General features: G+C 65.2%; 20 protein-coding genes, 1 tRNA gene and 1 other RNA gene. 9 read left to right on the forward strand and 13 right to left on the reverse strand.

Annotated elements, in window-relative coordinates:
• Positions 1 to 66: 66 nt before the first annotated feature.
• The gene (locus ABEA50_RS04745) at positions 67 to 1,716 is read left to right on the forward strand and encodes a DUF2207 family protein (protein WP_345493784.1); all 1,650 of its coding nucleotides are present in this window, start codon (positions 67 to 69) and stop codon (positions 1,714 to 1,716) included.
• Positions 1,717 to 1,986: 270 nt separating this feature from the next.
• Here the strand turns inward: ABEA50_RS04745 and ABEA50_RS04750 are convergent, their stop codons facing one another.
• Together ABEA50_RS04750 and ABEA50_RS04755 are read right to left on the reverse strand one after the other, a co-directional pair.
• Positions 1,987 to 3,294: an ROK family protein gene (locus tag ABEA50_RS04750; protein WP_345493785.1), complete on the reverse strand. Its 1,308-nt coding sequence runs from the start codon at positions 3,292 to 3,294 to the stop codon at positions 1,987 to 1,989.
• 668 nt (positions 3,295 to 3,962) lie between these two features.
• The gene (locus ABEA50_RS04755) at positions 3,963 to 4,538 is read right to left on the reverse strand and encodes an HhH-GPD-type base excision DNA repair protein (protein WP_345493786.1); all 576 of its coding nucleotides are present in this window, start codon (positions 4,536 to 4,538) and stop codon (positions 3,963 to 3,965) included.
• 180 nt (positions 4,539 to 4,718) lie between these two features.
• Between ABEA50_RS04755 and ABEA50_RS04760 the strand changes: the two genes are divergently transcribed.
• Positions 4,719 to 5,525 carry a methyltransferase domain-containing protein gene (locus ABEA50_RS04760; RefSeq protein ID WP_345493788.1) on the forward strand — a complete coding sequence of 269 codons (807 nt, stop codon included), beginning with the start codon at positions 4,719 to 4,721 and terminating at the stop codon, positions 5,523 to 5,525.
• Between the two features lie 53 nt (positions 5,526 to 5,578).
• On the opposite strand, the gene ABEA50_RS04765 is transcribed toward ABEA50_RS04760, so the two are convergent.
• Positions 5,579 to 6,868, reverse strand: a complete 1,290-nt coding sequence (locus tag ABEA50_RS04765) for an aminotransferase class I/II-fold pyridoxal phosphate-dependent enzyme (protein ID WP_345493790.1) — start codon at positions 6,866 to 6,868, stop codon at positions 5,579 to 5,581.
• A 183-nt stretch (positions 6,869 to 7,051) separates the two neighbouring features.
• An RNA gene (ffs, locus tag ABEA50_RS04770) (signal recognition particle sRNA small type) lies at positions 7,052 to 7,146 on the reverse strand.
• A gap of 106 nt (positions 7,147 to 7,252) precedes the next feature.
• Between ffs and ABEA50_RS04775 the strand changes: the two genes are divergently transcribed.
• Positions 7,253 to 7,337 (forward strand) — tRNA-Ser (locus tag ABEA50_RS04775).
• A gap of 114 nt (positions 7,338 to 7,451) precedes the next feature.
• Here ABEA50_RS04775 and ABEA50_RS04780 read toward each other — a convergent pair.
• Entirely contained in the window at positions 7,452 to 7,649 is a 198-nt protein-coding gene (locus ABEA50_RS04780; protein WP_345493792.1) for an NADPH-dependent FMN reductase, read from the reverse strand.
• Positions 7,650 to 7,841: 192 nt separating this feature from the next.
• Positions 7,842 to 9,221 carry a wax ester/triacylglycerol synthase domain-containing protein gene (locus ABEA50_RS04785; protein ID WP_345494653.1) on the reverse strand — a complete coding sequence of 460 codons (1,380 nt, stop codon included), beginning with the start codon at positions 9,219 to 9,221 and terminating at the stop codon, positions 7,842 to 7,844.
• Between the two features lie 159 nt (positions 9,222 to 9,380).
• Here ABEA50_RS04785 and qcrB point away from each other — a divergent pair, with 159 nt between their 5' ends.
• Positions 9,381 to 10,994, forward strand: a complete 1,614-nt coding sequence (gene qcrB / locus ABEA50_RS04790; protein WP_345493793.1) for a cytochrome bc1 complex cytochrome b subunit — start codon at positions 9,381 to 9,383, stop codon at positions 10,992 to 10,994.
• A gap of 218 nt (positions 10,995 to 11,212) precedes the next feature.
• On the opposite strand, the gene ABEA50_RS04795 is transcribed toward qcrB, so the two are convergent.
• Positions 11,213 to 11,398, reverse strand: a complete 186-nt coding sequence (locus ABEA50_RS04795; RefSeq protein ID WP_345493794.1) for a DUF397 domain-containing protein — start codon at positions 11,396 to 11,398, stop codon at positions 11,213 to 11,215.
• Between the two features lie 443 nt (positions 11,399 to 11,841).
• Here ABEA50_RS04795 and ABEA50_RS04800 point away from each other — a divergent pair, with 443 nt between their 5' ends.
• The 3 genes from ABEA50_RS04800 (at position 11,842) to ABEA50_RS04810 (ending at position 14,226) form a co-directional block, all read left to right on the forward strand.
• Positions 11,842 to 12,414 (forward strand): DUF309 domain-containing protein, encoded by a 573-nt coding sequence (locus ABEA50_RS04800; protein ID WP_345493795.1) that lies wholly within the window; start codon positions 11,842 to 11,844, stop codon positions 12,412 to 12,414.
• 66 nt (positions 12,415 to 12,480) lie between these two features.
• A complete protein-coding gene (gene gluQRS, locus ABEA50_RS04805; RefSeq protein ID WP_345493796.1) occupies positions 12,481 to 13,401 on the forward strand; it encodes a tRNA glutamyl-Q(34) synthetase GluQRS in 921 nt (306 codons plus the stop codon).
• A gap of 66 nt (positions 13,402 to 13,467) precedes the next feature.
• Positions 13,468 to 14,226 carry an RDD family protein gene (locus ABEA50_RS04810; protein WP_345493797.1) on the forward strand — a complete coding sequence of 253 codons (759 nt, stop codon included), beginning with the start codon at positions 13,468 to 13,470 and terminating at the stop codon, positions 14,224 to 14,226.
• A gap of 100 nt (positions 14,227 to 14,326) precedes the next feature.
• Here the strand turns inward: ABEA50_RS04810 and ABEA50_RS04815 are convergent, their stop codons facing one another.
• On the reverse strand, positions 14,327 to 14,911 hold the full coding sequence (locus ABEA50_RS04815; protein ID WP_345493798.1) for a DUF4190 domain-containing protein: 585 nt from the start codon (positions 14,909 to 14,911) through the stop codon (positions 14,327 to 14,329).
• A gap of 104 nt (positions 14,912 to 15,015) precedes the next feature.
• On the opposite strand from ABEA50_RS04815, the gene ABEA50_RS04820 reads away from it, so the two are divergent.
• On the forward strand, positions 15,016 to 15,813 hold the full coding sequence (locus ABEA50_RS04820) for a queuosine precursor transporter (protein ID WP_345493799.1): 798 nt from the start codon (positions 15,016 to 15,018) through the stop codon (positions 15,811 to 15,813).
• A 32-nt stretch (positions 15,814 to 15,845) separates the two neighbouring features.
• On the opposite strand, the gene tgt is transcribed toward ABEA50_RS04820, so the two are convergent.
• The 5 genes from tgt to ABEA50_RS04845 form a co-directional block, all read right to left on the reverse strand.
• Entirely contained in the window at positions 15,846 to 17,084 is a 1,239-nt protein-coding gene (tgt, locus tag ABEA50_RS04825; protein WP_345493800.1) for a tRNA guanosine(34) transglycosylase Tgt, read from the reverse strand.
• Between the two features lie 72 nt (positions 17,085 to 17,156).
• Positions 17,157 to 19,070, reverse strand: coding sequence for an ABC transporter ATP-binding protein (locus tag ABEA50_RS04830; protein WP_345493801.1), 1,914 nt, complete (start codon positions 19,068 to 19,070; stop codon positions 17,157 to 17,159).
• The gene (locus ABEA50_RS04835) at positions 19,067 to 20,800 is read right to left on the reverse strand and encodes an ABC transporter ATP-binding protein (RefSeq protein ID WP_345493802.1); all 1,734 of its coding nucleotides are present in this window, start codon (positions 20,798 to 20,800) and stop codon (positions 19,067 to 19,069) included. Before ABEA50_RS04835 ends, ABEA50_RS04830 begins: the two co-directional genes overlap by 4 nt.
• Before the next feature lie 91 nt (positions 20,801 to 20,891).
• Positions 20,892 to 21,350, reverse strand: coding sequence for an RrF2 family transcriptional regulator (locus ABEA50_RS04840; protein WP_345493803.1), 459 nt, complete (start codon positions 21,348 to 21,350; stop codon positions 20,892 to 20,894).
• A 59-nt stretch (positions 21,351 to 21,409) separates the two neighbouring features.
• Positions 21,410 to 22,003 carry a TetR/AcrR family transcriptional regulator gene (locus tag ABEA50_RS04845; RefSeq protein WP_345493804.1) on the reverse strand — a complete coding sequence of 198 codons (594 nt, stop codon included), beginning with the start codon at positions 22,001 to 22,003 and terminating at the stop codon, positions 21,410 to 21,412.
• A 221-nt stretch (positions 22,004 to 22,224) separates the two neighbouring features.
• On the opposite strand from ABEA50_RS04845, the gene ABEA50_RS04850 reads away from it, so the two are divergent.
• Positions 22,225 to 24,519 (forward strand): MMPL family transporter, encoded by a 2,295-nt coding sequence (locus tag ABEA50_RS04850; protein WP_345493805.1) that lies wholly within the window; start codon positions 22,225 to 22,227, stop codon positions 24,517 to 24,519.
• Positions 24,520 to 24,568: the final 49 nt, after the last annotated feature.

The following is a 24,568-nucleotide window of genomic DNA, read 5'->3' on the forward strand; positions in this document are numbered from 1 at the left end:
CCCCCTCATCTCCGTGTTCACCGACAGCCGCTGACGCAGGATAGCAAGCTGTCTAAAGTGACAGCCATGCCGTTTTCTCGGGGGGGCGCCTCGCGCGCGCTGTTTCTCGCCACCGCAGGTCTGTCCGCCGCCGTCGGTTTACTCGCCACCGCGGCGCCGTCACCCGCCCAGCCCGCCCCTAGCGGTGCCACCATCACCGCGGATCTGACGCTCGACGAGCAGGGCGTACTCCAAGTCTCCGAACGGGTTTCGGTGCCCGACGGTGGTTCGTTCCGGATGGTGTTGCCGCTGCGCTTGCAGATCACCGACGACGCCGAGCGCGTCTTCGAGGTCACCGATGTGCATACCGAGGGCGCAGCCACCGCGAACGTCGCCGACGATCAGTTCACCATGGAGTCCCATCCCGGCGAATCCAGTTTCCGCTACGCGATCCACAACACCGTCGACGAAGCACCCGGCACCCAGGTCTTCCACTGGCTCGGTGTGCTGAACACCGACATCGCCTCGATCGATGCCGCGTTGATCAGCCCGAGCTTCGAAATGGGCATCGTCGACTGCAAACTCGGCCCGCCAGCGGCGGCGAAACCGTGCGCGAACGTGCGTGTCGAACCCGACGGCGTGCTCGCGCTGCAACAGACCGACCTGCACAAGGGCGACGCCATCGACCTGACGATGCAGATACCGCCCGGCACCGTGCCGAGCAATGCCGACGTGCGCGATTCCGGTGCGGCAGGGCCGTTCTCGGTGACGACACCGGTGCTCGTCGCGTTCGGCGTGCTGGTGCTCGCGCTCGTCGCGGTGGCGGTGCTGGTTGTGCTGCGGCGCAAACGGGCCACCGCGGACTCCGACGCGACCCAGACGATCGACCCGTTGTTGCGCGACGGCGACCGAGTGCAGTTCACCTCACCCGACGGCGTGCTTCCCGGCGCGGCGGGTGTCTTGCTCGACGAGCAGGTCGATCCGGTCGATATCGCCGCCACCGTCGTGGATCTCGCGGTGCGCCGCTACATCTGGGTGACGCCGCTGAGTGACAAGGACTGGCGGATCACCCGCGTCAACGCGCCGGACGACCAACTACGGGCGTACGAGAAGGTGGTGTACGAGACGCTGCTGCCCGAGGGCACCGACACGGTGACGGTCGCCGAGTTGCGCGCGCCGGGGCGGGTGCTTTCGGACCCCGTGCGCACCGCGATGCGCCAGGACGCGGTGGAGCACGGCAACTTCGTCGACCACCGCCGCGTCGGCGTGCCGGTGTGGCTCGGCGGCGGGTTGATCCTCGTCGGCATCATCGTGGCCATCGCCCTCGCACTCACCTCGGGACACGCCCTGGTGGGTGTCGCGATCGCGCTCGGCGGGGTCGCGTCGCTGGCCTTACCGAAGTTCCTCCCGCTGCGCACCACCCGAGGTGAGCACCTCTGCGCACAGGTCCGTGCGCTCCAGCGCGGGTTGGAAGCAACTCGGCGCGAACAGATTCCACCGGTCGACCAGGAAACCGTGTTCTCCCGCGGCCTCCCGTTCATGCTGATCGGCGGCCGCGTGGACAACTGGATTCGCGGCTTCCGCGACATGGACCCCACCGCCGACGCGCAACCGGGCCTGTACTGGTTCGGCGGCTTCGAACGCGACCGCAACCTCCACCGCTTCGCCGGACACTTCCCCTTCTTCATCACCGCACTGGAAAGCGCCTTCACCGCGGCGGGCGACCCACACCGCTGAACCCTGAGCAGAACAAGTGCAGCACAATGCTGTCACCGCGCGGCCGAGCTCTACTCCGCGTCCGACTATCAGCGGCCTTCGCTCCAGAGCCAGCCGCGAATCAGCCCACGCTGCGAAGCCGCAGCGTGACCCGGTGCGGTCGGATGGTGTGGCGCAAGCGAACCGCGGTGACGCCGAATCGAACTCGCACCGAAGCCGACTGTGCCCCCTGTGCGGCACAGTCGGCTCGGATTCGACTACGGGTGCGAAGAACCTTGGGCCCGCGAACGCTCAGCCTTCGCTGCGGGTGCGACGGATCGCGCCGAGCGGGTCGGCGTACAACGCGCTCAATGAGGTGACCACGGCGGCGAATTCCTGCACCTTGCCGCCGAATCCGCTGATGCGGATGTCGGTGGGTGGCAGCGTCGAGCCCTGGTTGAACGCGCGCGAGACGTGGGCGAGCGCGGGACGGTAGCCGGTGAAGGCCTGACCGCCGAGGATCACCCGGTCCGGGTTCAGCATGTCGCGCACCAGTGCGACGGTGTTGCCGAGCATGGTGGCCCGCTCGGCGAGCAGGTCTCGTGCTGGCTGCGAACCCGCCTCGGCCACCCGGTACAGGTCGGCGAGGGTGGAACCGGCGGTCCCGTTGTGCGCGGGGATGATTCCGCGCCCGACCGCCCGCGCGTGCATCGCGCGGTCACCGACCGTGACCTCGAGGCAGCCGCGCCGGCCGCACGCGCATTCGACGTCCGATCCGGTGGGAAGGTGCGCGATGGAGCCGGGGCCGTTGCTCGGCGTGTGCACCCTGCCGTCCAAAGTGACCGCGATGCCCGCGGTTTCACGTACATAGAAATACAGGCTGCTGCCGCGCTCCGGTGCGGTGGTCACCGGCCGCGCATCCACCGGGGGCAACAGCAATTCCGAACCCGCCATCGCCTCGACATGCGGAGCTACCGAGACCGGTAGCTCGAGCACCTCGCCGAGGACGGCGCCGACCTTGGCGCCCTGCCAGTCCAGCTTGGGGTGGTCGACGACGCCGGTGAGCGGGTCGACCCGGCCGCCGATCGCGACACCGGCCCACAGCGCCTTGCGGCGATGCCAACGCTGCAGGAAGGCGCGTGCACTGCGGGCGACCGTGGTGGTCGCGAATTCCTGTCCGCTTTGCGGGGTGGCGATAGCGAGACCGCCGAGAATACGACCGCGCAGATCGGCGGCGACGATCTTGGTCACCGCGGCGCCGATGTGGATGCCGATGGTGAGGTAGGCCTCATGGTCGATCTCGAAGGGGACGCGGGGGCGGCCGACCGCGCCGGAGGCGGTGAGGTCGGGGCGCTCGCGCAACAACCCCGCCGTGAGCAACGCCGACACCTGACGGTTGACCGTGGCGATGCTCAAATCGGTTGTGCGAGCGGCATTGTCACGCGAGACCGGGCCGGCCATCGCGGACCGCAGTACTGCGGCCGCCGGATTGTCGGCGACACGTAATTCGGGGGCGACAACCGGCCGCTGAACGCGGGTACGACCGGTGGCGGCCCTGGTGGCGGAGCGTTCACGAGCGGTGCGACTGAGAACTGAAGGGCGAGAGGTGGGAGCAGACACTATGCGAAATTCCTTGCCGAAGTCTCGCCGATTCCCGACGAGACATGCCTATATGGGCGGCGAGGCAGCAAATATGTCGATCAATCGACGTTGCTGCGCTAAGCGCAACTACACAATTCGCGGGTCAACGGCAACCGCAAACCTAGCGCGGTGGTCACATAGGTGACTCGCAGCGCGGTAGATCGGATGCCGGACATGTTGAATAAATTAACACCAGAATCGACGATGCACCACCCCATGCCTGGCACTGTGCTTGCGCACACATTGTTTGCGCAGCTAGTCGCGTGCGACGACGTCGATCCGGCGACGACCAGCGCCGCACCGGACCGGCCTGCGCGACCCTTCGTCGGCGCATGACCGGGTCACCAGCCGTTTTCGACCGCCGAGCCGCACCATGACGACAGCCGGGATCGGTTTCCTGGTTCGCCTACGCGAGGGCGAGCACTGCGGTAAAATCCGTTGCGGCACCCAAGATTTCGATTTATTGACAATATTGTTCATCACGCTGTGTCGACACAGCGTGGTCGTAAACCCTGAAATTTAAAAGTCCGCAAAATTGCGGGAAATACAGACACCCCGGCAACCAGGCAATTAACCGGTTATGTCGATTTACGCGACGGCCTATCACGGTCCGGCAACATCGCGACCACGCCGCCGGCGAACCTCGGCTACCCCGCCTTTGCCGCCGCTTTCGCCTGCTTCTTGAATTCCCTTACCTGCGAGAGCGTTTCGGCATCGACGACGTCCGCCACCGACCTCCGTGACCCGTCGTCGCCATACGAGCCCGCCGCCGCGCGCCACCCCGCCGGCCGCACCCCGCGCTGTTTGCCGAGAAGTGCCAGGAAAATCTTCGCCTTCTGCTCGCCGAACCCCGGCAAGGCCCGCAGCCGGCGCAACACCTCCTTGCCGTCCGGATCACCGACGGACCACAGGTTCTCCACCTTGCCGTCGTAGTGCTCGAGCACATACGCGGCAAGCGCCTGCGCGCGACGCGCCATCGACCGGCCGTAACGGTGAATGGCGGGCGGCGTCGCGGCCAATTCCTCGAACGCCTGCGGATCAGCCTCGGCGATGCGATGGATGTCGAAACCGCCCATCCGGTCGGCCAACTTCTTGGGGCCACGGAAGGCCTGCTCCATCGGGTACTGCTGATCGAGCAACATCCCCAACAGGGTGGCGAAATGGTCGGTGGACAGTAACTCGTCGGCCTCCGGGTCCTGGGCAAGGCAGAGTGTGCGGCTCATCGTCGGCTCCTGTTCTCGGGGCCTCCCATGCTATGTGCGCCCCGGTGCGTCGCAACAGCTTCGAACAAGCCGCCTTGCTACGTGCGGGTAGGTTTTCGCGCGCGTAGGCTCCTGGAAATGCCTGTGATGACGGCAACACCCCTAGGCACGACAGCTCCGGCTGAGGATGGACACGGCTCGATGAGCACCTACGGTTTGCGACCGGATCGATTCGATCGCGCTGGCCAGGACGAAGTAGTCGACGCTCGCGACCTTCAGGCCGCGCTGCCGGGAATCCACCGACTGCGCGGGTGGGCACACGAGGTGCTCGCACCTCGTCCGGGTGAGAGCGTGATGGATATCGGGTCGGGCACCGCGGCCGAGGCGATCTCCTTCGCCACCGCCGTCGGCCCCTCCGGCAGCGCGTTCGGTGTGGAACCCGACCCGCAGCTGCTGGCCGCCGCCCAACGTCGCGCCGCGCAGGCGGGCTCGGCGGCCGAATTCCATTCCGGCGACGCCTACGGACTGCCCTTCGGCGCGGAACGCTTCGACGCCGTGCTCAGCGAACGCGTGTTTCAACATCTCACCGCGCCCGCGCGTGCCGCGAACGAGATCATCCGAGTACTGCGTCCCGGCGGTCGAGTCGTGGTGATGGACACCGACTGGGGGACCACGATCGTGCACCCCGGCGAGCACCGGGTGGTCGCGCACGTGGTCGACACGTTGATCTCGGCGACCACCAATCCGTTCGCCGGACGCGGACTCGCCGGATGGTTGACCAAGGCGGGGCTGGTCGTCGACGACATCGGCTCGCACGCGTTGGTCCAAGACCGCTCCGTCGGCGCGGGTTCGTTGGTCACCCGAATCTCGGGGATGGCGGTGGCGCGCGGCGTGATCACCGAGGCGCAGCGGGAGAAGCTGCTCGCCGACCTCGCCGTTGGCGCGGACCGGGGGGATGTGCACCTGTCGGTGACCATGTTCGCCGTGCTCGCCCACAAACCCGACTGACCGAAGAGGAACGGACGCGTACCTACTCGGTACGCGTCCGTTCGTTCGGTCCGCTACTTGCCGAGCGCCTTCTCCGTGGCCGCGAGCAGCACACAGGTGGCGAGGCCGTCCATCGCCGTCTCCAGCTCCGAGAGTTTCGGGAAGCTGGGGGCGATGCGAATGTTCTTGTCCTCCGGGTCGTTTCGGTACGGGAACGCCGAACCCGCTGCGGTGAGCGAGATCCCGGCCTGCTTGGCCAGCTCGATCACCCTGGTCGCCGTGCCCTCGGGCACGTCGAGGCTGACGAAGTATCCGCCCTTGGGCTCGGTCCAGGACGCGACCTTCGCCGCGCCGAGCCGGTCTTCCAGAATGCGCAGCACCATGGCGAATTTGGGCGCCAGGATCTCCCGATGCTTCTGCATGTGGGCGCGTACGCCCTCGGCGTTGCCGAAGAAGCGCACGTGCCGCAGCTGGTTGATCTTGTCGGGGCCGATGCTCTTCTTCGCGGAGTGCCCGAGGTACCAGTCCAGGTTCGCGGTGGAACCGCCGAGGAAGCTGACGCCGGAACCCGCGAAGGTGATCTTGGAGGTGGAGGCGAACACCAAGGGGCGGTTGGGGTTTCCTGCCGCAGCGGCGAGCCCGAGAATGTCGAGATTGGGCGCCGCGGTGTCGGTGAGCGGATGCACCGCGTAGGCGTTGTCCCAGAACAGGCGGAAGTCTTCGGCTGCGGTTGGCATCGAAACCAGTTCCCGAGCAACCTCTTCGGAGTACACGACACCGCTCGGGTTGGCGTAATTCGGTACCGCCCACAGCCCCTTGATCGCCGGATCGTTGGCGACCAGTTCGGCGATGGCATGGGTGTCGGGGCCGTCGTTACCCATGGCGACGGGGATCATTTCGATCCCGAGTGATTCGGTGATCGAGAAGTGCCGGTCGTAGCCGGGACACGGGCACACGAATTTCACCGTGGGCTCGTCGACCCAGCGGCGAGGCGAATCGTTGGTGCCGTACAGCATCGCGAAGCTGATCGCGTCGTGCATCAGTTCGAGGCTGGCGTTGTTGCCCGCGAGCAGGTTCGCCACCGGGATACCGAGCAACTCACCGAAGATCGCGCGCAGTTCGGGCAGGCCGTGCAGGCCGCCGTAGTTACGGCAATCGGTGCCCGAGGAGTCGCGGTAGTCGCCGTCGCCGGGGAGGGTGAGCAGCGCCGAGGAGAGGTCGAGTTGTTCCGGCGACGGTTTTCCCCTGGTCAGATCCAGCGTGAGCTTCTCGGCCGCGAGCTTCTCGTAGTTCGAGGTCTGGGTCTCGTGTTCGGACACGAGCTCCGTGTTGCTCATCAAACCGATCTGCGTTTGCCGGGGCATCCTGGACAGCCTTTCAACGACACGTGGTGTGGAGGGAATGATGTCCGCGGCGAGCGCACCCGCGACAACGGACCGTGTTCACGTTACCCGGCCCAGGCATGGATTTGGCGGCATTATCGGCGGCAATGGGAAGCGACACCCACCGCGTGAATCTGGCAGACCCCCTGCCCTAGCCCCTGAAATATAAGGGGACCCCGCGCACCCGGCAGAGCCCGTTGACCCTTGCTGCCTTCCGGCCCTGGGGGAGTTCACAGGATGCGCGCCGCGCGGGATCCGTTGGCCAGTGTAGCCGCCCCCACCGGACCCATGGGCCAGGGGTGCGCCGACCGCCCGCGAACCACCCGATTTGGTAACCACCCGATGCCTACCGGTATGCTCCTGGACGGAGGATTCGCCTAGTGGCCTATGGCGCTCGCCTGGAACGCGGGTTGGGTTAACGCCCTCAGGGGTTCAAATCCCCTATCCTCCGCAGCGAACGCGCTGGTCGGTGCCGGTCTCAACCGGCACCGACCAGCGCGCAGCCTTTTCCAGGCAGATTCCTGGCCACAGCGGACAACAACCCACCAAGACCGATCCATGGAGTTCACGCGACGTAGGGGAGCGGATCACCGTGCAGGTTGGCGGGTAACGGGCGGTCGGCGAGATCGATGACGTCGATGGTGATCCCCTCGTATCCGGCCGCGTAGGCGGTGAACCAGTCGACGATCGTCGGGGCGAACCGCCCCTGCCTGGTGCTGCCCACAATGACCGCGACGTTTCGTGACTTTCGCTGTGTACTCATGCTTCTCAGCATGCAACCTGAACTAAACTTCAGGTCAACTGTCGTGCGCCGTTCCGTTCCCAGCAGGACGCGGCGCATGGATCGGGACCGAACGAGTCGCGGGCGCCGAGGGTGCGGCCACCAATACGCTCCTCGCTCGATCCGTGCGCGCGGCGAGCACCGATTCGTACACGAACCGGCAGGAGCGCAGCGCTATTCGAGCGCGGAGACCACCTCGAGCAGCGCGGCGCGCAGCAGCACGGCATAACTGTCGAGGTCGGGGACCGTGACGGGGTCGGCATGCAGGGAGACGGTGATCGTGTCGCCGATGCCGTGTATGCCGTGGGTCAGGTGCATCACCGAGCCGATGGCGGGGAAACCCGCGGTGAAGCGGACGGTTCCGCCACCGAACGCGAGGTCGGCGGGCCCGCGGTCGACGCTGGAGACAACGGTGTGACCGGCGATCTTCGGCGGCACCGTCTCGAGGGGATAGCGGTCGACGTCACGGCGCAACAGCGGCGCGGGCAAACCGGCGGTGACGCGATCCTGCGCGGAAAGCAGGGGGTGTTGGGCGCGCTGGCGTCGGTCGGCCAGCGCTTCGGCGATGCCGTCGGCTCGGCGGCGCAGATCCGGCTCGTCGGCCAGCAGATCCACGCCGACACTGCGAAAGTTATTGCGCGGATAGGTTTTGCGCCCCGAAGGCGGTCGCGGCAACGCCACGGGAACTTGAGCTCCCAAGCGGTCGATCGGTGCGCCACGGTCGGACAGATGCCGGGCGAGGGCGAGCGAGATCGCGGTCAGCGCGATAACGGTGAGCGTCCGGCCGGGAACTCGCAGGGCGGCGGCGGCGAAGACCATCATGCGGACCTGATGGTCCTGCTGCCCTTCCAATACGGTCCGATTCACGATGCTCGGCACGAAATCCGGCCCTGGACCGGGTAATTCACCGGACGCGGTCAATTCGCCCAGTTGCCGTCGCGCTCGCGCGGCGTGGAAACCGCGCACCACCGTGGCCGCGAAATCACCGGGGAACCGCAGCAGCCCGAGCGCACCCATCGAGGGGGTGCCACCTGACATGCGCCCGACCGACGCGCCACCCTCCTCGCGCACGCCCGCCACCGGCTGGGGGTTCTGCGCGAACAAAGCGCGCGCCAACGCCGCGGCACGGCGCCCATCGGCCAACGCGTGCGATATCTGGAGCACCGTGACCAGCGCGCGCCCCCGGTCCTCGTAGCCGGGTGCGCCGGTGATCGCACGGAAGACATGCAGCCGCCACGGCCGTTGCACCGCGTCGACCCCGGTCCCGACCAGTTCACCGAGCGCAGCGGTGACCGAGGACCAATCCGGTTGCGGCAGCGTGTGTTCGACAAATTGCTGAGCGGCGAACTCGCACCGGACCCAGGACGGATAATCCATATCCCCGCGCACCTCGCGCAGCCGCACCCGCAACTCGGCGATATCACTGGAACGGCGGGCGATGAATGCGCGCAATTCGTCGGTTTCGCGGCCGACGTCGTCGAAGCAGTACAGCAGGAACAGGTCGTTGCGGGTACGGCCGGACAGCCAGTACATGGTCGCGTCCTGCGGTGCCATCACATTCACCAGGCCACGATATCGGCGGACGCCAGTCGTGAAGACAACGATGCGGCGGCATTCGCGAAAAGGTCCGCACGCAAACCCATCGATTCGAAAGCCCACTACTGCTACGCTGTGTAGTAGATACAATCTCTCACCCAGGGCGGGGTGTCGACCATGACAACACAGCTAGGTCGTACGACAAAAGCGCAGGCGGACGGGTTCGATGAGCGATATCGCGCCGCCAGTTTTCTCCGGCGCTCGATCAACAAAGTCTTTCCGACGCACTGGTCGTTCCTCCTCGGCGAGATCGCGCTCTACAGCTTCATCATCCTGCTGCTCTCCGGGATCTATCTGACCTTGTTCTTCGATCCTTCGATGACCGAGGTCGTCTACGACGGCGCCTACCAACCCTTGCGCGGTGTCACCATGTCGCGGGCATACGAGACCGCGCTGAACATCTCCTTCGAAGTGCGCGGTGGAATGTTCGTCCGACAGGTACACCATTGGGCCGCATTGCTTTTCGCGGCATCGATCATCGTGCACCTGCTGCGCGTCTTCTTCACCGGCGCGTTCCGCAAACCGCGTGAGGCGAATTGGGTGATCGGCTCGCTCCTGCTGATCCTGGCGATGTTCGAGGGGTACTTCGGCTATTCGCTGCCCGACGATCTGCTCTCGGGCACCGGATTGCGTGCCGCGTTCTCCTCCATCACGCTCGGGCTCCCTCTGGTGGGCACCTGGCTGCACTGGCTGATGTTCGGCGGCGACTACCCGGGGACCGACATTATTCCGCGTCTTTTCATCGCCCATGTGCTGCTGTTTCCCGGCATCATGCTCGCGCTGATCGCCGCGCATATCGCGTTGGTCTGGTACCAGAAACACACCCAATTTCCCGGGCCGGGCCGCACCGAGAAGAACGTGGTCGGCGCGCGCATCGTGCCGGTGTTCGCCGCCGATCAAGGCGCGTTCTTCGCCTTCACCCTCGGCGTCGTCGCCGTACTCGGCGGGGCGTTCCAGATCAACCCGATCTGGAATCTCGGTCCCTACAACCCTTCTCAAGTGTCGGCCGGTTCGCAGCCGGACTTCTACATGATGTGGACCGACGGGATGATGCGCCTGATTCCTCCGTGGGAGCTGTACCTCGGGCGCTACACCATCCCCGCGCCGGTATGGGGCGCGCTGATCATGGGTCTCGTCTTCGCGGTCCTGATCGCCTACCCGTGGATAGAGCGTCGCCTGACCAAGGACACGGCCGCGCACAATCTGCTGCAACGACCGAGGGACGTCCCCGTGCGCACCGCGATCGGCGCGATGGCCGTCACCTTTTACCTGGTACTCACCCTGTCGTGCGTGAACGACATCGTCGCCTACAAATTCGACATCTCGCTCAACGCGACCACCTGGATCGGCCGGATCGGGGTGTTGCTTGGGCCGCCGATCGCCTATTTCCTCGCCTACCGGTTCTGCCTCGGCCTGCAACGCAGCGACCGCGCGGTGCTGGAGCACGGTATCGAGACCGGTGTGATCAAACGCCTGCCGCACGGCGAGTACCTCGAGGTGCACCAGCCGCTCGGCCCGGTCGACGACCACGGCCACCCGATTCCGTTGGAGTACCAGGGCGCTTCGGTTCCGAAGAAGATGAGCAAACTCGGAGCCGCCGGCAAGCCAGGCACCGGCGGTTTCCTGCGCGCCGACCCGCACGAGGAGTCCGAACGCGCTCGCGAGGCCGACCACCGGGAAGAGCGCGAACAGCTCGCGGTGCTGCGGCGTTATCAGGAGATCGAGGAATAGCTCCCGACCGGCGACGGAAAACAGAAATGGTCGGTTGCATAAATCGCGAACGCGGAAACAAAGGCTCGGAGAGAATCCCGAAACATTACTGAAACAAATGCGAAGGCCCCGAGCCATATCGGCTCGGGGCCCATTCCACCTGGTGTTCGGACCGGCAGGTCATTCAGGCGCCACAGTGCGCCTCATCGCGCCTCATCGCGGACCGAACACGCGCCGCGCTATAGCCCGGTCAGAAACGCGTCCCACTCACCTGGGGAAAACGCGAGAACCGGGCCGACCCCGTTATCTTTGGTGTCGCGGACAGCGACATCACCATTGCCGAGAAAAGCGACTTCCACGCAGTTCCCGTCCGGGCCGCTATGCGTGCTCTTACGCCACATCGCACCCGTCACATCAACCTTCACGGACTAGCTCCTTCGCTGCGTCGAGAACGAAATTTCTACTGACATCGTTCTAACAAGCACTGTTCCAACTAGCTCCAACTAGCGCTGACATCCAGCGGGTAACGCCGAATCACCATGCTGCGCCCAGCGATAGCGCGCGACATTCGTATGCGTCGTTTCGCACTGTACGTCGAGGCGGAATGCACCGCACGAGGGCCCACCCGCGCGCTAAAGACTAGCAGGTCTCACGAAAGTCCGCCGAGCTAGTTCGAATTACCTCAACAGTGCTGTCGGGATTGTGAAAGATGATAGTTGCGGGAACATTGCTGAGAGACTGCATTCTTTGAAATAGTATTGAACTGCAATCGTTTCACCTTATGTGATTGCGTTGTGATCCGACGCTTATTCAACGCTCAGGTCACGCACCATCGACCGCGCACCCGACCGGCGTGCATGATGGACGTATGACCGAACGCGATCGCGACGACGCAGGTCGCGCACAAAATGCCCGTCCACGCGACGAACTCGGGCGACCGCTTCCGCCAGGAAGTGCCGGGATTGCCCGAATTCCAGACGATCTCGACTTGCCACCGGACGAGACGCTCACCTTCGCCCAACAACTGCTGGACGACGGTTTGGCGTTCAACGCACACGAGGTATTGGAGGCCGCGTGGAAGAACGGGCCGTTCGCCGAAAGGATGCTGTGGCAAGGTCTCGCGCAACTCGCTGTCGGGGTCACACACATCCAACGCGGGAATCGCAGGGGCGCGCGCACGCTGTTGACGCGCGCGGTGTTCCGATTGACCGCTTCTAGCGACAGCCTCCAGAACCCAGATGGCACAGATACGCCGCAAACCAGCGACCCCACGGCCGCCGAGCGTCCCTACCTCGCCCACGATCCTGACGACGACCCCTACGGCATCGACCGCGCGGGACTGATCGCCTACGCCGAGGGCTTGATCGCCGCGCTCGACGACCACACCGAAATCACCGAGGACCGATTGCGGCCTAGGCTGCGTCATCGACCGCTTGGCTAGCATGGCGGGCGTGCGCACACCGTCGACCGCGAACCTCAGCTCTCGACGCGCCCACCCGAGCAGCCGATGAACGCGAGCCTCGGCGCGGGGCGCTACGCGCCGAGCCCGTCGGGCGATTTCCACCTCGGCAACCTGCGCACCGCGCTGCTCGCATGGGCATTCGCCCGCGCCGACGGCAAACGCTTCCTGCTCCGGGTCGAGGATCTCGACCGCGTACGCCGCGGCGCCGAACAACGCCAACTCGACGACCTCACCGCGATCGGGCTCGACTGGGACGGGCCGGTGCTACGACAGTCCGAACGCCTGCCGCACTACCGGCAGGCCATCGACCGACTCACCGAGGCCGGACTCACCTACGAATGCTTCTGCACCCGGAGAGAAATCCAGCAGGCCACGAGCGCGCCGCACGGGCCGATGGGGGCCTACCCCGGCACCTGCCGCACGCTCACCAGCTCGCAGCGCGCCGAATTTCGCGCTCAGGGTCGCCGCGCCGCACTGCGACTTCGCGCGCGGCGCACGCAATTCGAGATCGTCGATGAACTGCACGGCGACTACCTCGGCCAGGTCGATGACGTAGTGCTGCGCCGAGGCGACGGCATCCCCGCCTACAACCTGGCCGTCGTGGTCGACGACGCGGCGCAGGGAGTAGACCAGGTCGTGCGCGGCGACGACCTGCTCGCCTCGACACCACGCCAGGCCTACCTCGCCACCCTGCTCGACCTGCCGATCCCCCGATACGCCCATGTGCCCCTTGTGCTCAACGCCACAGGAGCGCGCTTGGCCAAGCGAGACGGCGCGGTAACCCTGGCTGATCAGCGCGAACTCGGCATTACACCGACACAGGTAGTCACCGCGCTCGCCCACTCGCTCGGCGTGCGGGCACAGACCTCGGCGCAGTTCCTCGAACGTTTCGACCGCGCGCGACTGCCCCGAGAACCGTGGGTACTGGGAACGAATGGGTTGTTGCAACACGACCGATGTCCGTAACGTACGCATTTCGTTCCATCTACGGAACACAGTTCATCGACCGATCCACGACGAGGACCAGTAACTATGACAAGCGGTGGGTACGACCCCAACCAATATCCGCAAGGCGGACAGCCGTACCCGCAGGGCGGGCAACAGTATCCGCAAGGCGGACAACAATATCCACAGGGGGGGCAGCCCGGCTACGGTCAGCAGCCCCAGTACGGCCAGGACCCTTACGGCCAGCAGCAGTACGGGCAGCCGCAGCAACCGCAGCAGCCCCAGTACGGCCAGCAGCCACAGTACGGTCAGCAGCAGCCGCAGTACGGCCAGCAGCCACAGTACGGTCAGGATCCCTACGGCCAACAGCAGCAATTCGGGCAGCCGGGCTACGGTCAGCAGCCCGGTTTCCCCGGCGGCGCAGGGCAACCGGCGGATATCGGCATTCGCCTCGGCGCGCGCGTGATCGACGCAATCATCGTGGGCATTCCCGTCGGCGTCATATCCGCTTTCCTGCCGAACGGCTTCGGGGGGCAGTACATCGCCCAGATCCTGATTGTCGTGGCCTACTTCGCGTACTACGTCGCGTTGGAAACCACCCAGGGCGCCACTCTGGGCAAGCGGATTCTCGGTCTCCATGTCGTCGCGCCCGGCGGTGCGCCCAAGATCGACCCGGCCACTTCGTTCAAGCGCAACCTCTTCTACGTGGCGAACATCGTTCCGTGCATCGGCCCCTTGGTGTCGCTCGGCCTGATGATCTACATCGCGGTCACCGCTTCGCAGGACCCCTACAAGCAGGGCTGGCACGACAAGTTCGCCGGCGGCACCCAGGTCGTCAAGGCCTGATTCACCTTCCGTCTCGAACAACCAGGGGCGCACCCGATATCGGGTGCGCCCCTGATGTTTTCGAGGATGCTGGGGCAATCGACCGTGCCTGAGGTCAAGGTCAACTAGAGGCCGCGGCCACGATGACGACCACGAAGTACGCGATGATCAGCACGATCACCCCGACACCGATCCAGATACCCGCCTGCGCCATACCCCGGCCGTCCTGACCGCTCTGCTTGATCTGGTTCAGCGAGATGACACCGAGAATGATGCCGACGATCGCGCCGACACCGCAGGTGAACAGTCCGGCGATCGAAGCGATCAGCGCACCGATCGCCATACCGTTGGTCCCCCGCGTCGGCATACCGTAGGGCTGGTACTGCGCCTGGTACCCGTAGTTCGGCTGCTGCGGGTACGGCTGCTGGCCAGGATAGGGTTGCTGGCCAGGGTAGGGCTGCGCCGGATACGGCTGCGGCTGTTGCGGTTGCTGCGGCTGTTGCGGATAGGCAGGGTACTGCGGCTGTTGAGCCTGCTGCTGTGGCGGTGGCGTCTGCTGCGCTGGATACTGCGGCACCGACGGATAACCCGACGGCTGGTCGACATTCGGATACTGCGGACCCGAATTCTGTGCACCAGACTCCGACGAGACGCCTTGCCCGCCGTATTGCTTCCACCATTCGTCGGAATCGCCGGGGTTCGTCATGGCCTACACACTAATGGGTCGCACCGGACACGCGATGCCCCGAATCCGTGCGGGATGACAGGGGTGGTGATAGCCGACCGGCCGCCGCCCGACCTGGTTTGATGATGCGGGTGAGTGAGACCGACAAGTCCGAAACGCCCCTCGAACGACAACCCGACGACAACGGGTCTGGACACCCCGATGGCCACGCGGCATTCGCCCAGGTCACGCGGGGTTACTACACACCGGTCGTCGTCCTTTTCGCCGTCACGCTGATCATCTCGAATATCTGCGCCACCAAGGGCGTCGAATTCTTCGGCGATGCCTCGGTGTCGCTCGGCCCCTTGCAGATCCTGCCCATCGCCACCGACGGCGCCTTCTTCCTGTTCCCACTGGCCTACATTCTCGGCGACGTGCTCAGCGAGGTATACGGCTTCCGCGCCACCCGCCGCGCCATCTACTACGGCTTCGCCGCGCTGCTGCTGACGGTGGCCTGTTTCGCGATCGCGATCTGGCTGCCCGCCGCGGGCTTCTACGAGAACCAGGACGCCTTCCGCACCGTCATCGGGACGACACCGCGCCTGGTGATCGCCGGGCTCGCAGGCTATTTCGTCGGCCAGTTGCTCAATTCCGCGACACTGGTGTTGATCAAGGAACGCACGAAGGAAAAGCACCTGTGGGCGAGGCTGATCGGCTCCACCGTCGTGGGCGAACTCGCCGACACCCTGCTGTTCTGTTCGATCGCGGCCGGGGCGATCGGCATCGACTCCTGGCAACAGTTCGTCAACTATGTGATCGTCGGCTTCCTCTGGAAGACGCTGTGCGAGGTGCTCGTGCTGCCGATCACCTACCGCGTGATCGCCGTCCTCAAGAAGCGCGAACCCAGTTACGCCCCAAGGGAATCCGACCCTCTGCACGCCTGAATCTCAGCGCGGTCGCCGCACCGGATCGAAGGTCACGGCGCGGCGACCCTGCCTTTCCAACGACCGAGGGCCTCGGCCTTGTACTCATCGAAGTACCCGCCGTCGATGCTCGCCCTGATCCGATCCACCAGTCGCACCGTGTAGCGCTCGTTGTGGATGGTGCACAGTGTCGCGGCGAGCATCTCCTTGGCCTTGAACAGATGATGCAGGTAGGCGCGGGTGTAGTTGGCACAGGTATAGCAGTCGCAGTGCTCGTCGATCGGCGTGAAGTCGCGCCGAAAACGGCTGGTGTTGATATTGAAACGCCCCTCGTCGAGGTAGATGGCGGCATTACGAGCCACCCGCGAGGGGTTCACACAATCGAAGGTATCCGCGCCGTTCTCCACCGCGGTGAAGATGTCCTCCGGCTCGCTGATCCCGAGCATGTGTCGCGGCTTGTCTTCCGGCAGTTCGTCGCAACACCAGCCGACGATCGTGCCGAGATTGTGCTTCTCCAACGCGCCGCCGATGCCGTAACCGTCGAAAGCGGTTTCCGCCGCGCCCCGTAACGTCTCCAGCTCGCGACATGCCTTGCGGCGCAGGTCCTCGTACTGCGCGCCCTGGATCACCCCGAACAGCGCCTGGTAGGGCCGATGGGTGCGCGCGGCGGTCAGTCGCTCGTGCTCGTCGAGACAGCGCCGCGCCCACTCGTGCGTGCGCCGCAACGATTTCTCCTGGTAGTCACGGGTATTGAACAGCGTCGTCAACTCGTCGAAGGCGAACATGACGTCCGCGCCGAGCTGATGCTGGATGTTCATCGACACTTCCGGGGTGAACCGGTGCTTGGAGCCGTCCAGATGCGAACGGAAGGTGACACCGTCGTCGTCGACAACGGCGAGCCGTTCCTTGCCCTTGGCGATCACGTCGTCGCTGCGCACCCCCACCGACTCCATCGCGATAACCTTCTTGAATCCCGCGCCCAGCGACATCACCTGGAAACCACCGCTGTCGGTGAAGGTGGGGCCCGACCAGTTCATGAAGTTACCGAGCCCACCCGCCTCATCGACGATGTCGGCGCCGGGTTGCAGGTAGAGGTGGTAGGCGTTGGCGAGCAAGGCTTGGGCGCCGAGTTCGCGCATGGTCTCCGGCAGCATCGCCTTCACCGTCGCCTTGGTACCCACCGGGATGAAAGCCGGGGTCGCGATCGTGCCGTGCGGTGTCTCGAGCACGCCGGAGCGACCGTTGCGCCCGTCGAGGCGGGTGCCGATGGTGAAGGAGTAGGACGCGACCACGACGTCATCCTTGCAGCAAGCGCCCGCGACACCGATCGCACCCGCCCGTGGCGGTGATCGAGGCCACGGGACCTATGCCTCGGCCGCGGCCGCCTCGAACTGGGCGTTGTAGAGTCGGAAGTACGCGCCACGCTCGGTCAGCAGCCGGTCGTGGGTCCCGTGTTCCACGATGCGTCCCTGCTCCATCACCACGATCAGGTCCGCGTCGCGGATGGTGGAAAGCCGGTGGGCGATCACGAAACTGGTGCGATCCTTGCGCAACGCCGCGGTCGCCTGCTGCACCAACAGTTCCGTCCTGGTATCCACCGAGCTGGTGGCCTCGTCCAGGATGAGGATCGACGGCTTGGCCAGGAAGGCCCGCGCGATGGTGATCAGCTGCTTTTCACCGGCGCTCACCCCGGAGCCCTCTTCGTCGATCATCGTGTCGTAGCCGTCGGGCAGCGCGTGCACGAAACGGTCGACGTAGGCGTCGCGGGCGGCGTCCAGGATCTCCTGCTCACTGGCGTTGGTCTTGCCGTAGGCGATGTTCTCCCTGATCGTTCCGCGAAACAGCCAGGTGTCCTGCAACACCATGCCGATGCGGGAGCGCAGGTGATCGCGGGTGATCTCGGTGATGTCGACGCCGTCGATGGTGATGGCGCCGGAATCGAGTTCGTAGAAGCGCATCAGCAAATTGACCAGGGTGGTCTTACCGGCGCCGGTGGGCCCGACGATAGCGATCACGTGGCCGGGGTCGGCGACCAACGACAGCCGCTCGATCACCGGCTTGTCCTTGTCGTAGCCGAACGAGATGCCTTCGAATTCCACCCTGCCCCGGTCGACCGGGCGCGTTTCGGCCATCACCGGGTCGGGGCTCTGTTCCGGAGCGTCGAGGATCTCGAAAATCCGCTCGGCCGAGGCGACCCCGGATTGCAGCAGGTTGGCCATCGCGCCGATCTGCGTCAGCGGCTGGCTGAACTGCCTGGAGTACTGGATGAACGCCTGCACCTCGCCGAGCGACAGGCTGCCCGTCGCCACTCGCAGGCCACCGACCAGCGCGACGAGTACGAAATTCACGTTCCCGAGAAACATCACCGCGGGCATGATCAGCCCGGAAATGAACTGCGCCTTGAAGCTCGACTCGTAGAGCCGCTGATTGCGCTTGTCGAACTCCGCGGCGACCTCGCGGCTTCGACCGAACGCGGTCACGATCTCGTGGCCGGTGTATGCCTCCTCCACCTGGGCATTCACCAAGCCGGTGTATTTCCACTGGTCGACGAAGTGCGGCTTCGAACGCTTCGCGATCTGCGCGGTGACCACGATCGCGGCCGGCACGGTGAGCAACGCGATCACCGCGAGCAGCGGCGAGATCCAGAACATCACGATGAGAATGCCGAGCACCGTGAACACCGAGGTCAACAGCTGACTCATGGTCTGCTGCAAGGTCTGCGAAACATTGTCGACGTCGTTGGTGACGCGACTGAGGGTGTCGCCGCGCGGGGCGGAATCGAAGTAGCGCAACGGTAGTCGGTGGATCTTTTCCTCGACATCGCTCCGTAGTCGCTTCACCGTCCGGTTGATCACCAGGTTGAGCAGGAAGCCCTGCAACCAACCGAACACCGCCGCACCGAGATACAGCGCCAGCACCAGCACCAGCGTGCGGCCGACGGCACCGAAATCGACGCCGACACCGGGGACGACATTCATCGCGCCGAGCATGTCGGCGAAGGTGTTGTCGCCCTTGGCACGCAACGCCTCGATCATCTGCTCCTTGCTGACCCCCTCGGGCAGTTGCCTGCCGATCACACCGTCGAAGACGAGGTTGGTGGCCTTGCCGAGGATGTAGGGCCCGAGCGTATTCAGCACCACCGAGGTGGTGACGAGCACGACGATGAGCACGACCAGCACCCGTTCGGGTGCGAGCCTGCGCAGCAGTCGCTTCAACGAAGGGCCGAACGATTTCGGCTTGGTGTCCGGTGCGCCAGGCGCCGGTGCTCCCGGTCTCACCGAACCTCCTCCGCGCTCAATTGCGAAGCCACGATCTCCTGGTATTCGCCGCAGTCGCGCAACAACCGTTCGTGTGTTCCGATCCCGACGATCGCGCCGTCTTCGAGCACCACGATTTGATCCGCGTCGCGGATGGTGGCGACCCGTTGCGCCACGATGATCACCGACGCCGCACGGGTGACCGGACGCAGCGCGGCACGCAGCCTGGCGTCGGTGGCGACATCCAGTGCGGAGAACGAATCGTCGAACAGGTAGACCCTCGGCTGTTTCACCAAGGCGCGCGCGATCGCCAGGCGTTGACGCTGACCGCCGGACACGGTGGTTCCGCCCTGCGAAATCGGCGTTTCCAAACCTTGCGGCATGCCGCGAACGAAGTCAGCGGCCTGCGCGATCTCCAGGCTGCGCCACAGCTGCTCGTCGGTGGCGTCGGGGTCGCCGTAGCGCAGATTACTGGCCACCGTGCCGGAGAACAGGTACGCCTTCTGCGGCACGAGACCGATCTGTTGGCGCAGCAGTTCCAGATCGAGCTCGCGCACATCGGTGCCGCCGAGAAACACCGCGCCACCGGTGACATCCATCAGGCGCGGAATCAGATTCACCAGCGTCGACTTGCCCGCGCCGGTCGAACCGACGATCGCGGTCGTGGTGCCGGGCTCGACGGTGAACCGGAGCGCGTGCAATACGGGTTGTTCGGCGCCGGGGAAACAGAATTCGGCATCGCGAAAATCCACCTGGGCCGGGTCGCCGAGGAACGGCTTCGGGACGCTCGGCGCCACCACCGACGACTCGGTCGTCAACACCTCGCCGATCCGGTCGGCCGATACCGCGGCGCGCGGGGCCATCATCGCGAGGAACGAGGCCATCATCACGGCCATCAGAATCTGCATGATGTAGGACAACATCGCGGTGAGCGAGCCGATCTGCATCTGCCCCGAGTCGATCAGGTGTCCACCGAACCAGATCACGCCGACGGCGGTGACATTGCTGATCAGCATCACCGTGGGGAACATCAGCGCCGTCAGCCTGCCGACCCGCAACGCGGTCTCGGTGAGTTCGGTGTTGGCCACGCCGAACCGCCACGTTTCCTGGCGCTCACGAACAAAGGCGCGGACCACCCTGATGCCGGTGATCTGTTCGCGCAGCACCCGGTTGACCGCGTCGATGCGGATCTGCATCTGCCGGAAGCCCGGCACCATCCGCGCGATGATGAGCGCCATCGACAGCCCGAGCACCGGCACCGCGATCAGCAGCAGCCACGACAGTCCGATGTCCTCGCGCAGCGCCATGATGATTCCACCGACGCACATGATCGGCGCCATCACCAGGACCGTCGCCGACATGACGATCAACAGCTGCACCTGCTGGATATCGTTGGTGTTGCGCGTGATCAGCGACGGCGCGCCGAAAGCCCCGACCTCGCGCGCGGAGAAGGTGCCGACCCGATGCAGCAACGCACCGCGCATATCCCGGCCGGCACCCATCGCGACCTGCGCACCGAGGTACACCGAGAACGCCGACGCGATGATCTGCACGCCGGTCACCGCCAGCATCCACAGGCCGGTAGTCCAGATGAAACCGATATCGCCCTTGGTGACGCCGTCGTCGATCAGATCGGCGTTCAGACTCGGCAGATACAGCATCGCCAGTACCGAGACCAGTTGCAACGCGACAACCCCTGCCAACTGAGCGCGGTAGGGGCGTGCGTGGGTGCGGAGCAGGCTGATCAACATGGTTGATCGCAGACTACTTGGCCGCACCGACCACCGTCGCGAACATTCGCTACCAGCGCGAATGCTTGCCGTGTGCGGTCGGCGCGTTCCTTCATCTGCGTACCCAGGCTCCGGGATCCTCGGTCAGCGTGTCGAGAAAACCCGGTAGTCGGTCCTCGGCGATCTCGGCGATCGAGACGTTCTCCAGGACGGCGCGAATGTTCACCCGCAGCGCGATCCACACCAATTGCAGCGGTTGCGCGGCACCGGGGTAGCGCACGTCTTCGGGTCTTTCACCACGCACCGACGCGAGCGGACCCTCGACGGCGCGGATCACGTCGGCGACGGAGATCTCCTCGGCCCCTCGGGTGAGCCAGTATCCGCCGTCGGGTCCGCGGCGCGAGACCACCAGGTCGGCTCTTCGCAGGTCGCCCAGCACGCTCTCCAGCACTTTGGGAGAGATGTGTGCGGCGGTGGCGATGGTCTCGGCCTTGACCGCGGCGGCGGACGACGCACGAGCTATCTCCAGCAACGTCCGCACCGCGTAGTCGATCTTCGCGGTGATGTGCACGGAGGTGACTTTCTGACCTAGGGGTGGGCGCGGCTGGCTGGAAGGATTCCGAGACGAATCTACGCGTCCTCGCCCGCACTGAGTACCGTGGTCGCCGCGTCGAGCAGTACGCGTTCGACCAATTCGTCCGACCCTCCCGGCACTACGTCCTTGGAAACCATTGCCACTCTGAGGATTTCGATGGCGACACCGGCACGGAGCTTGCCCTCGTCGGTGGCGTCGGGTCCAGCGAGCCAGGCCAGCAGCGCACGGTTGGCGTCGAGGATGTCGGGGTATCGGTTGGCGGAGGCGTTGAGGATGGCGACCGCGTCGCGCGAAAGCAGTACGCCGACATCGCGGTGTTCGATCAGGCCGCGCAGGTAATCGCCGAGCACAGTTCGGATGCCGTCCGCGTCGCGCGGGATCTGCGCCAGTTCGTCGGAGACCGTGCGCATGTGATCGATGATCGGGTTGATGATCGCCATCAGCAGATCGAGCTTCGACGAGTAGTGATAGTAGAGCGATGCCTTTGTGATCCCTACCGCATCCGCGACCTCGCGCAGGCTCGTTTGTTCGAATCCCTTGGCGCCGAACAACGTTGTCGCGGCGTCACGTATCGCGAGTTTTGTCCCACTACCTGCGACAACACTTTCCGATGCAGCATGGACGGCCATTGATGAATCCTCTCACCACTGTCGCGGCGACGTAAGCCAGGTCACTAAAGCAGAGGTTGTACCTCCGCTTTTTTCCCGGGTAGCCTACCTACCGTACGGTAGGCAGAGAGCACCTCGTCACGGGCGGTACCGCAGTGCAGGCGGCCCCCGACGCGACACCATCGAGAGCTTTCGGCCGTAGGCCAGCACGTCCCCCAGCCACCATCGCTAGGAGAAACCCTGTGTCCGTGTATCTGTATCGATGGGGAAAGTTCGCTTTCCGCCGGAAATGGATCGTCCTTCCGGTCTGGCTGCTACTTCTCGTACTGATCGGCGCTCTCGGCCAGCAGCTGAGCAAGCCGATGACCAGTAATTTCAGCATCCCGAACCTGCCATCGGAACGCGCGACCGAGATCCTCGACAAACACTTCCCCGGCATGTCGGCCGCCTTCGAATTCGACGCGGTCACCGGCACCTACGTCATCGCGGCACCCCAGGGCCAGAAGCTCACCGACCCGACCAACCATGCCGCCGTCGAGGAACTCATCGCCCAGCTCGGCAAGCTCGACATCGTCGACCACAGCAAGCCGCTGGTCGACCCCATCGCCGCCACCGAACAGATGGGCTGCCTGGCCGATCCCGACCCGGCCAAATGCAGTGGCGCACCACTGAACGTGCTCAACGACGCCGCACCCGACACCGTCGCGGTGGTCAGCGCGCCCTTCACCATCGACAAGGTCACCGACGTCACCGACGCGCAGCGTGATGCCGCCTCCGAAGCGGCCGCGACCGCGCGCGCCTCCGGGCTCGAGGTCGAACTGAGCGGTTCCATCGCGATGAAACAGGAGATGCCCAGCGGGCAGTCCGAGATCATCGGCATGGGTGTCGCCCTGGTCGTGATGGTGGTGGCGTTCGGTGCCATCGTCGCCGCGTTCGTGCCGATCGTCACCGCGATCGTCGGGCTCGGCGCGGCCACCTCGGTGATCTTCCTGGGCAGCGCCTTGTTCGAGATCCCAAGCTTCACCACGTTCCTCGCCTCGATGATCGGCATCGCGCTCTCGATCGACTACGCGCTTTTCATCGTCTCGCGCTATAAAACCGAACTGCCGGAACAAGATTCACCCGAGGAAGCCGCAGGCGTCGCGACCGCGACAGCGGGCTCGGCCGTGGTGTTCGCCGGGCTGACGGTGATCATCGCGCTGGCCGGACTCAGCGTCGTCGGCGTCAGCTTCATGACGTTCATGGGCCTCGGCGGCGCGATTGCCGCCGCGTTCGCCGTGCTCACCGCGATCACCCTGATGCCAGCGTTGCTCGGCGCAATCGGCACCCGACTGTTCAAGCCGAAGCTGCCGTTGGTCGCCCAACACAACCCCGAAGACCCGAATTCGGTCACCAACGGCATGCGCTTCGGTCGCCTCATCGGCAAGGCGCCCTGGGCGGCGCTCGGCCTGAGCGTCCTCGTGCTCGGTGCGTTGGCCGCACCCGCGGCCGGACTGAACCTCGGCCTGCCCGGCGACGACAGCATGGCGAAGGATTCCACGATCCGTAAGGCCTACGAGCTGCGCACCGAAGGATTCGGCGAAGGCAGCAACGGCGTGCTCAATATCGCCGCCGACCTGTCGGCCGTGGCGCCCGACCGTCGCGAAGCCGCCGTCGCGGCATTGCACGACAAGTTGCTGTCCTACGAGGGCATGGACTACCTCACCGCGCCGCAATGGAGTCAAGACAAGCAGGGGGCCGTGTTCAACGGTGTCCCGAAGTCGGGACCCAACAACCAGGACACCAAGGACCTGGTGAGCCACGCTCGCGACGCCGAAGGCGACCTACAGGCCGAATACGGCATGGAATACGGCATCACCGGCACCACCGCCATCTATGCCGACATCGACCACGTGCTGCTCAGCAAGATCCTGCCGTACCTGGCGGTCGTCGCCGGCGCGGCGTTCCTGTTGCTGATCCTGGTGTTCCGCTCGATCCTGGTCCCGCTCACCGCCGCACTCGGCTTCCTGCTCTCGGTGGCCGCCACCTTCGGCGCGACCGTACTGATCTTCCAGGAAGGAAAGTTCGGGCTGATCGACGATCCGCATCCGATCATCAGCTTCATGCCGATCATCCTGATCGGCTTGGTATTCGGGCTCGCGATGGATTACCAGGTGTTCCTGGTGACCAGGATGCGTGAGGAGTTCGTGCACGGAAAGTCACCCAAGGACGCGGTGGTCGCTGGTTATCACCACGGTGCCCGCGTGGTGACCTCGGCCGCGATCATCATGATCTCGGTGTTCGGTTCGTTCATCCTCTCCAGCGACGCGATGGTGAAGTCCTTCGGCTTCGCACTGGCCGCCGGTGTGCTGTTCGACGCGTTCATCGTCCGCATGGTGCTGATCCCCTCGCTGCTGGTCCTGATGGGCAAGTGGTCGTGGTGGATCCCGAAGTGGCTCGACCGCGTGCTCCCCGATATCGACGTCGAAGGCGCGAAGCTGCGCGAGGTGCAGCGCAAGTCGATCGAAGAGGAGAAGGTCCCGGTCGGCGTCAGCTGACCGAAGCAACATCCTCGACCCCGTGTCCCCGCGAGAGGGCACGGGGTCG

Source organism: Nocardia callitridis, from assembly GCF_039543305.1.
Classification (GTDB): domain Bacteria; phylum Actinomycetota; class Actinomycetes; order Mycobacteriales; family Mycobacteriaceae; genus Nocardia; species Nocardia callitridis.